The organism is Leptospira koniambonensis, assembly GCF_004769555.1.
Classification (GTDB): Bacteria; Spirochaetota; Leptospiria; order Leptospirales; family Leptospiraceae; genus Leptospira_B; species Leptospira_B koniambonensis.
Genome location: NZ_RQFY01000006.1, coordinates 63,702 through 76,476 on the forward strand (window position 1 = coordinate 63,702; position 12,775 = coordinate 76,476).

The 12,775-nt window shown below is 40.7% G+C and carries 12 protein-coding genes; 3 read left to right on the plus strand and 9 right to left on the minus strand.

The genetic code is table 11. The features are described from left to right. On the plus strand, positions 1-1,476 hold the full coding sequence (pcnB, locus tag EHQ52_RS13815) for a polynucleotide adenylyltransferase PcnB (RefSeq protein WP_135615797.1): 1,476 nt from the start codon (positions 1-3) through the stop codon (positions 1,474-1,476). Positions 1,477-1,482: 6 nt separating this feature from the next. Here the strand turns inward: pcnB and recJ are convergent, their stop codons facing one another. From recJ to EHQ52_RS13845, 6 genes are all read right to left on the minus strand, one after another. Continuing rightward, on the minus strand, positions 1,483-3,387 hold the full coding sequence (gene recJ, locus EHQ52_RS13820) for a single-stranded-DNA-specific exonuclease RecJ (protein ID WP_135615798.1): 1,905 nt from the start codon (positions 3,385-3,387) through the stop codon (positions 1,483-1,485). A gap of 2 nt (positions 3,388-3,389) precedes the next feature. Then, on the minus strand, positions 3,390-3,710 hold the full coding sequence (locus EHQ52_RS13825) for a bactofilin family protein (protein ID WP_010515397.1): 321 nt from the start codon (positions 3,708-3,710) through the stop codon (positions 3,390-3,392). 73 nt (positions 3,711-3,783) lie between these two features. Continuing rightward, entirely contained in the window at positions 3,784-4,953 is a 1,170-nt protein-coding gene (locus EHQ52_RS13830) for an iron-containing alcohol dehydrogenase (RefSeq protein ID WP_135615799.1), read from the minus strand. 82 nt (positions 4,954-5,035) lie between these two features. Next, the gene (locus tag EHQ52_RS13835) at positions 5,036-5,359 is read right to left on the minus strand and encodes a flagellar biosynthesis anti-sigma factor FlgM (RefSeq protein ID WP_008592868.1); all 324 of its coding nucleotides are present in this window, start codon (positions 5,357-5,359) and stop codon (positions 5,036-5,038) included. A 12-nt stretch (positions 5,360-5,371) separates the two neighbouring features. Beyond that, positions 5,372-6,121, minus strand: coding sequence for a 16S rRNA (cytidine(1402)-2'-O)-methyltransferase (rsmI, locus tag EHQ52_RS13840; protein WP_135615800.1), 750 nt, complete (start codon positions 6,119-6,121; stop codon positions 5,372-5,374). Beyond that, positions 6,118-6,825, minus strand: a complete 708-nt coding sequence (locus tag EHQ52_RS13845; RefSeq protein ID WP_167492220.1) for an LIC11073 family putative lipoprotein — start codon at positions 6,823-6,825, stop codon at positions 6,118-6,120. The genes rsmI and EHQ52_RS13845 overlap by 4 nt, the downstream gene beginning before the upstream one ends. 77 nt (positions 6,826-6,902) lie before the next feature. On the opposite strand from EHQ52_RS13845, the gene EHQ52_RS13850 reads away from it, so the two are divergent. Next, positions 6,903-7,622 (plus strand): LIC_20245 family lipoprotein, encoded by a 720-nt coding sequence (locus tag EHQ52_RS13850; protein ID WP_167492215.1) that lies wholly within the window; start codon positions 6,903-6,905, stop codon positions 7,620-7,622. 172 nt (positions 7,623-7,794) lie between these two features. Here the strand turns inward: EHQ52_RS13850 and EHQ52_RS13855 are convergent, their stop codons facing one another. After that, positions 7,795-8,673 carry an alpha/beta hydrolase gene (locus EHQ52_RS13855; protein WP_135615802.1) on the minus strand — a complete coding sequence of 293 codons (879 nt, stop codon included), beginning with the start codon at positions 8,671-8,673 and terminating at the stop codon, positions 7,795-7,797. 75 nt (positions 8,674-8,748) lie between these two features. Here EHQ52_RS13855 and EHQ52_RS13860 point away from each other — a divergent pair, with 75 nt between their 5' ends. Next, entirely contained in the window at positions 8,749-9,381 is a 633-nt protein-coding gene (locus EHQ52_RS13860) for a TetR/AcrR family transcriptional regulator (protein WP_135615803.1), read from the plus strand. 121 nt (positions 9,382-9,502) lie between these two features. On the opposite strand, the gene nadE is transcribed toward EHQ52_RS13860, so the two are convergent. Both nadE and EHQ52_RS13870 read right to left on the minus strand, forming a co-directional pair. After that, a complete protein-coding gene (gene nadE / locus EHQ52_RS13865; protein ID WP_135615804.1) occupies positions 9,503-11,392 on the minus strand; it encodes an NAD(+) synthase in 1,890 nt (629 codons plus the stop codon). Between the two features lie 145 nt (positions 11,393-11,537). Further along, a complete protein-coding gene (locus EHQ52_RS13870) occupies positions 11,538-12,773 on the minus strand; it encodes a 3-deoxy-D-manno-octulosonic acid transferase (RefSeq protein WP_135615805.1) in 1,236 nt (411 codons plus the stop codon). Positions 12,774-12,775: the final 2 nt, after the last annotated feature.

The window sequence follows — 12,775 nt, forward strand, 5'->3', positions numbered from 1 at the left end:
ATGAAATTTCTGTCCAATCTCTTCAAGAAAAAAATAGGATCCGTCGACGACATTCTTATTTATCCGGAGGGAAAGAGATTTTACCGGGATGCTCACCCGATCCGCAAGACAATGATCGACGAGGATGCGGTAAAGATCATCCATCGTCTTCATAAATTCGGATACAAGGCCTATATCGTGGGTGGAGGAGTCCGCGACCTTCTTTTGGGACGAAAGCCAAAAGATTTCGACGTGGTCACCAACGCGACTCCGAATCAAATTAAGAAAATCTTTAATAACTGTCGTATCATCGGCCGCAGATTTAAGATCGTTCATATTCTCTTTAAGGGAAAGGTGATCGAGGTCAGTACTTTTCGTTCTCTTCCAGAGCATCGTTTTGAAAAACCTGTAGAAGATCAGGATTATCTGATCAAACGGGACAATAAATTCGGAACTCCTCAGGAAGACGCTGCCAGAAGAGATTTTACGATCAACGCGTTATACTATGATATCCGTAATGATTCCATCGTGGATTATGTAGGCGGATACGAAGACATCCAAAGCAGACAACTCAGAGTAATTGGAAATCCGGATATCTCATTTAGGGAAGATCCTGTCAGAATGTTGCGTGCAGTAAAGTTTGCAGTACTTCTTGGCCTAAAAATAGATAAGGGAACTTCTAAATCTATTAAGAAGAATGTCCATGAGTTGGAAAAAGCTTCTTCTTCCCGTATGTTGGAAGAATATAATAAAATTTTCCGTACCTGGAGAACTTCTCTTATATTCCAAGGGATGGCTCAAAATTCTCTTTTAGAAGTACTTCTTAAGGAAGCTTTCGAAAAAGAACGTAGAAAGAACCCAGACTTCGGTGAAAAGTTTTTGGAAACCAGAGTTGGGAAACGTTTGGCGATCGCGGACAAACTTCTTTCCGAAAGAGAAGAGCTTACTCCTCAGATATTTTATGCACTTTTATTTTCCGACCTTGCAGAAGAGTCTTTAACTAAGAAGAGTGGGGGGCATTTGGTTGCTTCCTTAAAACAATCTTTGGAGCCTATTTTCCAGAGATTGGGAACTCCTAAAAAAGATAAAGAAAGACTGATCAAGGTATTCGCGTCTCAAGAAAGATTCACTCATATTGAAGACGATAAAGCCTCTCAGAACAATTTCTTCCGCAAGAAAGACTTCTTCTACGACGCATTTTACGTGTATAAGATCAATGCGATTGCGGATAATAATGATAAGGCTCTGCAATCTGCATTCTTCTGGGAAATCTCTCTTCGCAAAAGACCGGTCCTACCAAATAGTATTGGCGGCGGCGGTCCCAGAAGAGAAGGTGGACAACAGGGTTCACGTCCAAACCGAAATCGCAAAGAAAGAGAAGGCGGCGGCGGTCGATTTAAAGATCGTAACAGAAAAGGCGGTCGCCAAAACGGAGAAAGTGCAAAGCAGCAACCCGAAGCAAGTTCAGAGGATTCTGATTTTAACGAATCGGATTGATATTGATTATTCGAAGGATTGGACCACGAACTGAAGGTTGGTCTTTCCTCTGAAAGTGTTCTCTTCTAAACTACCCCAAAGATCCAACTCACCTTTTTCTCTTAACCTTTCCGAGAACTCTTCCGCTTTATTCCAGATGATTGCTTGGATGGATTCAGAAGACGCTAAAATTTTGAATCTTGCATGTTTGCCGTCTGATAAAGGACGATAAGAAAGTATTCTTGCACCTTTGATGGAAAGCAATGGCGCAGGGTTTTCCATACCGAAGGGTTCGAATAGTCCAAGCTCAGTATATAAATTTTCTCTTAACTCTTGGGGTCTCAAACTCACTAAACTTTTGGTTTCTTCCTGTAAGCCGGAAACTTTTTCAGATTCCAACCAACTTCCTGCTTCTTGGAAAAGAATTTCTGCAAGTTTCGGGATTTGATCGATTGAAAGAGAAAATCCTCCTGCTTCTTTATGACCGCCGAATTGGTGAAAAATATTCTCCGCTTTTTTAAGAAGATTTAGAACATTCTCTCGACCGTAAGCTCTTACACTTCCTTTTGCGTGCCCATGATCTGGAGCAATGAATACAACAGGTCTTTTGTATTGTTCCACAAGTTTTGTTGCTACAATCCCTGAGACACCAGGTTCGAAATCAGGTTCGTAACAGAATAGGATAGGCCTTTCTGTTCTTTCTCGTTTTCTTTTTAGAAAACCTTCGACCCTGAATAAATTTCTTTTGGTTCTTTCTCTTCTTTCATCATTTAATTTTAGAAGGTCTGTTGCGAGTGTTTCCGCTTCTTTATCTGAGTTGGAAAGAAGAAGAGAAAGTGCCGCTTCTGTTTTTTGCATTCTGCCTGCGGCGTTCAATGCTGGACCGATACTCCAGCCTAAATCTCTGGAGAGTACCTTCTTCTTATCTAGATCTAATTGAGCCAAAAGTTTTTCCAAACCGGGACGATGAGCAAATTCTCCTGTTTTGATCTTTTGTAAAGTGTAACAACCTTCTTTGACTATGATCCTATTTTCTCCTACGAGAGGCATCATATCCGTAATCGTTCCAATAGAAGCAAGATCCAGATTTTTCAAAACCTGTTCCCAAATAGCAGGAGAAGAAGAAATTTGAGAATAGAAAACTTCCCTCTCTGGAAATTGAGTTTTAGAGGTAGTCGGCCAATCTATAAAAGGTCCAGAAAAACGTTTTTCTGCCTCCAACTTATCTCCTTGGAAAAGTTTGATCCCGTTTTTTACGAGAGAGCCACTGAAGAATGTTTCTCCATCTGGGATCCAGACCAATGTATTATAGTTATCTAATGTAGTATAAAGCCAGGCAGTGATCAGTTTCCAGGAAATAACAGAAGTGCAGATCTTTTCGGTAGGATAAAGAGAATCTCCTCTTTTAGGAGAGATCAATTTACAGGCAGAAGGTATCCTTTCCGGAATTTCGTGGTGGTCTAGAACGATCACCTGCATTCCTTCTTTGTTTAATTCTTCTATTTCTGTACTATTGCTTGTCCCAAAGTCAAGTGTCACGAGTAGGTCAGGTTTAACTTCTCTCACATATTTCATCGCTGGTTCACAAAGCCCGTAATCTTCTTCGCTGGAAGTTTTGACCGTGAGTTTTCCTGGATGGATTCCTCTTAAAAAATTAGCGAGTAAACTTGTGGAACATACACCATCGCTATCTCTATCTCCGTAGAGCAAGATGGATCTATTTTCTTTAACTGCTATTTGGAGAATGCGGATAGATTCATCCATATCCGGTAGTAAAAACGGAGAAGGAAGATCTGAAATATTTTGGGTAAGTATTTTTGAAGGATCAGAGGCCCCTCCGAACTTCGTCCCGAACACATGGGACTGGAGAGGGGTTAGGCCTTGGATGGAAGAATTTGGTAGGTTATGAAAATCCGGTCCATGCTGGGGCATAATTACATGATGCAATTCCCGCTGAATTTTGCTCCTGATTCTATTTCAAGATCCGGGGTGCGAACATCTCCAACCAGCTTTCCTGTCTTACGAACAGAAACTTTGGAGGCAGCGCTGATATTTCCTTTTAGGTCTCCCTCTATTTCCAGGGTTCCTGTTTCGATATCGGCCTCGACTCTTCCGGTTTCTCCCACGATCAATGAGCCTGTGGTCTCAATGGTGCCCTTGAATTGGCCCTTGATCTTCAGTGCATTATTGAAACGTAGTTTGCCTCGGAATTGGATGTCTTCCCCGATAATCGTGTCTATGGATTCTTCGCTCATGAGTCTCCATTCTTGGACCCTAACCAGGCCTTTCAAATGTTTTTCGAAGACATAAATCTGTTTTTTCGCGAAATTAGAATGCTGCTACAAGAATCGTTTCGATCTCGTTTTTAGGAAGTTCCCGAGGGAGGGAATCCAGGAAAGGAAAAGAAGAAGCAAGACTTGCGATCCCAGGCAGATCTATCTTACGAACTTCGTATTCAGAAAGCCTTTGAGGGATCTTGAGTTCTATATAAATTTTACGGATACCTTCTACCGCTTTGATGGCCGCCTCGATCACCGAAATATTGGTGATGTCCTCGTCCAAAGCTTTTGCGATCATCACATATTTACCTGCGGAAGATGTAAGGTTATATTCCATCACATGGGGAAGAAGAATGGACATTGCCTGGAAAACATCCAGGTTCGTTAGGTTAGAAGCTGCCAAAGAAAGTGCATAACAAAGTCCTAATGAGCTAGAAGAATGTGACATTCCTACAAGCAAGCTTGCACCAAAGATCGAGTTTTTATACTGTAAGTTTTTAGGATCCCTGATTGCTGGAACTAGGTTTTTATAAATGATCTCTATTGCTCTTAAAGAAGAAGAGTTTGTAAGTTCATTAGAATATTTAGAAAGAATACTATCCACTGCGGCAGCTAAAATCCCAACTCCTACCTTTGCAACGTCTGCAGAAGTCATAAAACTACTGATCTTAGCATCAGCGATCACCATCTCAGGAAAAAGAAACTCATTAGAAAAATAACGAACAGTCCTGTCGTCATCCATGTAAACTGTGGCGGTAGGAGAACATTCGAGTCCCATGACCGGATGAGTAGGGATCAAAATAAGAGGGATCGGTTTTTTAAGCCTAAGATTTTTTTTCAGTATAAAAACATCTTCTGCAAAAGCATCGTTATTTGCGAGAAGTGCAACTAACTTTGCAGTGTTTAAACTTTCGTAAGAACCGTAACCTATAATACAATTTGCGTTTGAGATCCTGGCGAAGTAAGCTGCAGTATCTAGTTCTTTTAATGTAGGTTCTTTCTCTATATTGTCATATAGAATAACGCCATCTATATGTTTCTCTAAAGAAGTTTTGATGATGGAGAACTCGTCCATATTTTCCAACTCACTTTGAGTCGAAAGAATGACTGCACGATTGCCTACGTTCTTAACGAAGTTTCCCATTTTAAAGCCGCAATCGACTTCAAAATGGATTTTGGTGGGAAAACTAAAATTGATCCAGTCGGGGAGTATCGGCATTGTGTGTCGTTCTCCCTTTTAATTGAGAGGAAGTATGAAAAATCCGGAATCCAAGGGAAACAATTCCGGATTTAAGTTTGGATTAACGGCCTAAGAAAGATTCTGCGATACGATCAGCAACTGCGTTCAAGATCTCAGGGCTGAGATTATCGTAATCTCCGTTCTTAAGTTTTTCCTTAACTTCTTTCAGTTTAGTGGAACGCTCAGAATCTACAGGGCTTGCTACAATCTTTTGCGCGATTGTTTGCACTTCTGCTTGGATACGAGCTTCCGAAGCTTTTTGTTTAGCAGTGTCGGAAATAGAAATATTATCAAATGATTCTTTAGATTCAGATTTGCGTACAGGAGTCGACTTACGTGGCTCGTAAGATCCTCCGCCAATGCCGCCTATTTTATCGATAGTCATGGGTTTTCCCTCTCACTCCAAAGTATCGGCATCTCCGACACGTCCGTTAAGCATTTTTTTCGGATTTGTATAGATTAATACTACAAATTCACCCTTTTCCGGGAATTTCAGGGATTCTAAAGCCTGAACAGGTTCTATTTTCAGGATTTCCTCATGGATTTTGGTTAATTCTCTCCCTAAAAGAATCGGAGAATTCGGAAAAATTTCTCTGATTGCAGAGAGAGTATCCCTGATCCTATGAACAGATTCGAAGATTGTAAGAACTCCTTCAAACTGTTCCCAATCTTTTAGTTGGTTTCTTTTTTTACCCTTTTTCTCTGATAAAAAACCTAAGAAGAGTGAAGGCTGCACCTGCCATCCAGAAACAGAAAGCATGGAGGTGAGTGCGCTTGCTCCAGGAATAGGAACGATTGGAATATTCTCTTCTCTTAAGATCCGAACTAATTGTGAGCCTGGGTCAGAAACTCCAGGAGTTCCTGCATCTGAAACCAGAGCCAAGGTCTTTCCTGATTTCAGATCTTCTATAATACCTTTATAAGGTTCAGAGCCTTGGTCTTTATATAAAGTCCTGGTTAGGGTAGAAATTTCGTAGGTTTGTAAAAGTCTTCTGCTATGAGAAGAGTTTTCGCAATAGATTATATCTACTTGTCCCAGGACTTGCACCGCTCTGAAAGTAATATCTTCTAAGTTTCCTATAGGAGTGGCGACTACGTAAGCGGCTCCAGGTTTGACAGTAAATTTGGAATTAGGAACTTCGCTCATAGATTGCAACCCGGCGGAGATTCTCCCGCAGGGCAGGCGCAACCTGTAGCGGCAACTCCCTTGGTACAAGGGTTACAAGCAGTTCCGACAGGACATAGAGATTGGGTAGAAGTAGAGCAGCTTGCCACGGTGCATGCAGTAGGATTACAACTTGTATTGGTTCCACAATGGTCCGGATAGATTGAACTACATCTCGTGACCGGAGTGGACATATTAGAAGTAATCCCTGTATTCAATAATGCTCTTAATGTGAAAGTGTAAACTTCACATTTTTGGAACATCTGCACAGGAGAGAAAGGTTGGTAATTCTCGATAGTATTTGTGACTACATTGGATGTGGAAGCTTGGATTGCCAGCTGAGGAAAAGAAGGCTGGACCCCATTTTCTAAATATAGATTTGCACTACTAAGTGTTTCTCCCGCTGAAGGGATGGCAAAAGTGATATAAAGATTATAGCCTACGAACTGAGGTTCCATGTTGGTGATATAATATTTCAGATCATACTCAGGCCTATGAGTATCTATATTATCGTATTTAGCTGTAATAGAAAAAATCTGAGGAACTCCCACAGGAGTTAAGAATACGTAAGGGGACTGGGTTACATCAGTATTCGTTCCGCAAGATGCGAAAAACAAAAAAACCGAAAATAAAACCGCCTGAACGGCAGGGTTTTTTAGGTTGCCTGCCTTTAGGGTATGTTGGATTCTAAATTTACAACCCACAAGGATAGAATTCGACCTTGGAGTGGTCTTACAACTAAAAAATATGGGGCTTCCTCATCGTGACTAGAGTTCGAACATTATTAATTTCAGTAGTTTTTATAGTTTTTTTCATCTTCTTGCTCGTGGTCCTATTTTGGACCGACGACGAAAGTTCCTCCTCCAAAAATAAACAAAGCGAGGCAGAAGCACTCGCTAGTATTTTCGGTGGTGGATCAGGGACCAATTCGGGAAATTCTTCTTACGGAAAAACAGGCGCAGATCCTTCTCTTTTCGATTCCAATTCGGATTTTTATAAGGCCGGAAAAGCGGAATACCGTGAACCAGAAGCGGGAGAACCTTCTTCCGAAAATAAACCTGGAGCGCCTGCAGCAGATTCGAATAACCCAGTAAATCCCCAAACTGGAAAACCATATACAAACGAAGAGATGGAAAGATTCGCACAACTAAAAGAAAAGTTTCCGAATAACTCACTTCTTCCTAGCCGTATGACTCCTGCGGAAAAAGAACAAAGAAAAGTTTTTGAACAAAAGGTATCTGAGGCGACTCGAGCAATTTTAAGCCGATCTGCATCCAAGGACCAAACAGTAACATATTACGATTATATGGAGAAACAATCCAAGGACAGATTGGAGATCGTAAAATACTTGGTAGATCTCCAAAAAGGATCCGGGGATCCAGAACAAGAGAAGAAGTTAGAAACTATCCAACAAACTATGATACAACAATTGGAACAAGTGCAAAAGGATAAACAAAGAGCTTACGAACAAGCCGGATTATAAGGTGCGGACTGGGGAGAGTCTCAGAGTTATTCTCACACAGAGACACTGAGTCACGGAGAGTAAATTGCGATGTAGGAGCTCCTACAAGTTCAATTTCATAACACGTAGGAGTTCCAATAATTCTAAACCCTCAGTGTCTTTGTGGCTCTGTGTGAATTAAATTCTTTCAAGATTATTTCATATGCTGGTCCAAGAATTCGATCTGATCACGTATGAGTTTTTCGAATAAAGGAGAATGATATACATCGAAATGATCAGCCGGGTAATGTATTGCCTTACCTAAAGGTGCTTCATTTGCACATCGGACTGCAATTTTAGGGTCCATTAAAGTTTCCTTATCACTCACACATACAAGTAAAGGGCATTTTACTCTTTTTGCATATTTGTAAGCATCATAAAATAACATCCCGATTGCTGATCCAGCTGTGATCCTATTATCAAATTTGTATCCTTCCGGCATTACGGATCTCCATCCTTCTAAGGCACCAGCAACGGTGACGAATGCTTTTTCTCCCGGAAGCCCTACAATTGGAACATACCTTCTTTCTAATTGGAAGAAGGAGCGGAAAGTGTCTGATAAAATAGGAAAAGTCAAACGAAGTAGATTTGTAAGTCCTGATTTAAGAGCAGGTGCCCTCCCTTGTAAGACAGGACATTGTATGATTGCAGCCTTTAATTCAGGATGTTTTGCCGCAGAAGCAACTACATGACTCGAGCCCAAGGAGGTTCCCCATAACGCGATCCTGGTTGGATCTAGTTCCGGAATTTCTTTCACGAATTTGATCGCGGAATCTATATCTTCTAAATACCGAGAAATGTTTAGATACTGTCTTGGATTTCCTCCGGATTCTCCTAAATGCCTAAAATCGAATGAAAGGACTGCATATCCTTCATTGGAAAATTCCCTTTCATATTGTTCCAACATCATATCATGGGTAGCTCCTCCGCCATGAACTAAGATGATCACCGGAAAAGGTTTTTTTCCAGTAGGAAGAGTGAGCCAGGAGGTACAAAAGCTATCTCCCGAATTGAATTTAGTTTTTGTTGTCATATAAATCTCCAATACGTATGGTGTACGTAATAAGATGGAATATTTACGTACGGTGTACGTAAATCAAGTAAAAAAATGCCCAGACCTTCTAAATTTACTAGAGAACAATTGCAAGCCGCGGCCTTGGAAATCGTAGATCAGGAGGGGTTAGGGGCTTTATCCATGAGGACTTTGGCTTCTTCTCTTGGAACGGGGGCGATGACGATCTATAATTATGTTTCAGACAGGATGGAATTAGAGGCACTTCTTGTAGAAGCTGTAATGTCAAAGGCCTCTTGGGATAGGTCCGAAAAGTCTGATTGGAAGGAAGAAGTAAAAGAAATCGCTTTGGCCTTTTGGAGAGCAGCTCGGTTACATCCGAACGTAATTCCTCTGATCCTAACTCGCAGAAGTTTCTCTCCTTCTTTTTTAGATCCGACAGAAGCTCTTTTAAAAGCATTGGCTAAGAGCGGAAGAAGGGGAGAAGAAATGCTGATTGCCTTTAGGACTATCTCTGGATTCTCAATGGGGATTGCACAAGCAGAACTTGCCGGACCTTTAGCTAACCAAGGGGAAAGTAAGGAAGAAACAATCTCGCGTTTTCAAAGTTTATCAAATGATAAATATCCAAGTTTAATCGAGATTGCAAAAGCCTCTCTGTCTAGTAGTCCTGAAAAAGAGTTTCTTACTGGTTTGAATATAATTTTGAAAGGTTTGAACTCTGATTAGAGGCACGGAGTCGTAGAGAGTTAAGGGACGTTGGAGTCCCTACAAGTGCTGTTATATCGCGTGTTAGAATTCCAACATTTTCTAAATCCCTCCGCGTCTTAGCGCCTCTGCGTGAAAAAAACTAAAACGAAATCTCGCTCAAGATCGGAAAACGGAAACTGGATTTAGGATCCAGGCCGTATTCATCCAAATGAAAAGAAGGCGGAAGCCTTTCTCTTTTCCATTGGCTTGCGGAGAACAATTTTAAAAATTTCTTTTTGCCTTCTTCTGCTTCTTTTGCATCAGACCATTCCTGGGACTCTAAAAGATTATCAGGAGATTTACCTAAATACACAAAATTTCTTTCTAATTTTTGGAGAAGAGGATAAGGCATTAAATCTTTCTCATCTTCTTGTTTTTCAGAAAGTGGTTTAAGTTCAGCTGTAGGTTTGGAATGGACAATTCCTTCGAGCGCATTTATTTTAGGAAGAATAATATCTTTTCCTTCATACACATTCAATAGCCAAGAAAGTATAAATTCCTTACTCACACCTGTGAGTGGAGCAACAGAACCCGAAGAGTCCCCGTCCATTGTAGTATACCCTACACTTGCCTCACTTCTGTTCCCTGTAGAAAGAAGAAGATGTCCATTCAGGTTTGCAAGTAACCAGATAAGAGGAGATCTAACCCTGGCTTGAATATTTTGGAGTGCAAGATTATGGTCTTTCCAGTTTGGAATAAGACCTTTCACTGAAGAAATTTTTTCCAGCATGGATTTTACTTCTGAATCCACAGTGATCTCTGCATGAGTAAAACCTAATTCTTCTGAAAGTTGTTTTGCAGAATTTTTGGTTTGTTCTGAATTGTTTTCAGTTCCTTGGAAAAGTGTGAATAACAGATTTTTAGGATCTAGACCTAAGGATTCAAAATATTTAGGTCCCAATTCTTTTTGGGAGAATAGAATTCCTGCTTTTACGAGAAGTGCACATGCAGCACTATCAGCTCCACCGGAAAGTGATAAAGTATAACCGTTCGTTTTGGATTTGATCAGATAATCGAATAAGCCGAGAGAAGCTGCTCTGGTAAATTCTTGGAATAGATCTGATTTAGAGACTTGGACTGAATTATTTAAATTCTTTTGGGTTTTTAGAGGAAGTATCTCTATTCTTTGCAGACCTTTCCCTCTAGATCTAAATTCTCTTGTGCCTGAAGATCTAAAGTTTCTTGCGCGATTGGATCTGAGTTCTGTTGAATCCAGATCCAAATGAGTACTTTCAAAATCAGTAAAATGAAGTTTGGGACCTTCCTGTTTTACGTTTCCGTCTACGATCCCCATACATCCGCCTTCGAAGATCAAACGGCCAGACTCATTTCCATCTAAATTTGCATATAGGATTGCGGTAGAAGAATTTCGTGAAGACTCAGAGAACATTTTTTTACGAACATCTTGTTTTCCCAAAGCAAAATGAGAAGCACCTGGAGAAAGAATAAGATCTGCTCCTGCTTCTACCAAATATTGACCTGGTCGAACTTGGACCCAGGAGTCCTCGCAGATCTCTATTCCAAAATTAAAATCTGCACTTTCAAAAAGTAAGGAGCCAAAAGGAAGTTCTGATCCATCGGGAGTGATCGCGTAATTTCTGGATTCTTCTCCTTTTGTGAACCATCTGTTTTCGTAATGTACTCCTGTTTGTGCCAGGTTTTGTTTTGGGACGAGTCCAAGTATTTTGCCGTTCTGCAAAACAGCAGTCACATTAAATAGATAAGGGCTTTGGAAGAATGGAAGTCCAACAATGACTGTTTTGCCGGATGTAACTTTTGCGATCTCTAAAAGACTTTTCCAAGATTGTTCCCAAACCCAAGGAAAATAAAAAGTGTCCTCACAACCGTAACCGGAAATGCAGAGTTCTGGAAAAAGTATGAGAGAAGAATTTTCGTTGGCCTGGATTGCAGCCAGGATCTTCTCTCGATTTCCCTTAAAATCTAAGGCGGTCGTTTTTAAACTTACTGCTGTACAACGGTAGACGGACATTTCCTTCCTAGTATCCTCTATTAGGAATGGGAGAAAAGGATTTTTTGCTTCGCGCAGAGTTCACAGAGCACGCAGAGAGGGGAGTTAATGATGTAGGAGTTCCTACGAGACAAAACTCGGCGATCTCAGCGTTCTCTGTGCGAACCTAATCTCTTATCTCTTCGTAAATCCTTTCTGCTGCTCCTCTGCCTGTTTCCACAAATTGGCGATTGGAAAAACGGATGGCCTCTTTTCTTTCGGAGCTTAATTGCAATATTTCTAAAACTTCTTCTTTTGTGCGGATAATGAATAGTCCGCCTCTATGATTTAGTTCGATTGCTTCTGGAGCATGTGTAATCCTTGGGCCGCTCAGAAGTGGAAGTCCGAAGTAAGCAGGCTCCAAAACATTATGCACTCTATTATGTAGCGCTCCGCCTATGTATGCAAAATCAGCCGCTCTATATGCATGTGCCAAAATCCCAAGCACATCAAATAATATCACTCTTGATGAAATGGAATCAAACTCAGTTCGAGAATATAAAGTATAATCGTTCGTGACTGATTTAATCTCAGATTCTAACTGAGTGATCCTAGCAGGATCTGTTTTATGGGGGAAGATCCAGAATGCAGTATTTTCGAGAGAAGGTTCTTGCAGAAGAGGAAGAAGTAATTTTTCACAAGGTTCGTAAGTAGAAGCGAGTAGAAACACCTGGGAGAATGGATAATTGTTTGGTCTTTTAAATTCTCTTTGGCTTGTTTCTATTTTTTGGATCACAGAATCAAATCTGGAATCTCCTAGAGTCTTGATGAATTTTTTCTCTCCGAGTAATTCTTTAAACTTCTCTTCTCCTGAAGAATGAGAGGTTAGAATTTTATCGAATAATGAAAATGCTGCTTTGTAAAACTTCTTCTTTAACAATCCTTTTGGGACAGTGATAACTGCAGAAGCGAGGACGGTTTGGATCCTTCTTCTTTTGGCTGCTAAAAGTAAATTAGGCCAACGATCCCAGGCCATACAAACTAAAACTTGGGGAGAAAATTTATCTAAGATAAAATCATAACTCCAAGGAAAATCTAAAGGAAGACGAAATTTCAGATCAGCTGGAAATGCCTCGAGGCTAGAATCTCTGACTGAGTCTGAGAATACACTTTGGAGAATAAAAGTTTCCGGCTCCTTCTTCTTATATACTAATGCGAGTGCCTTACATTGGTCCAGTTCCCCAACGGATGCAGCATGCAACCATACTACTTTTTGTGCTTTAGGTGCAAAAGGGTAGGAGAGTATTCTGCGCTTATCTTCGTTTCTGGTTTTGAGAAAATTTTTTGCCCCAGGAATGAGCAGTGAGAAAACGAAAACCCAGGGCCAAAGAAGGATCGTCAAAATCCGATACGTTATTAGCATAG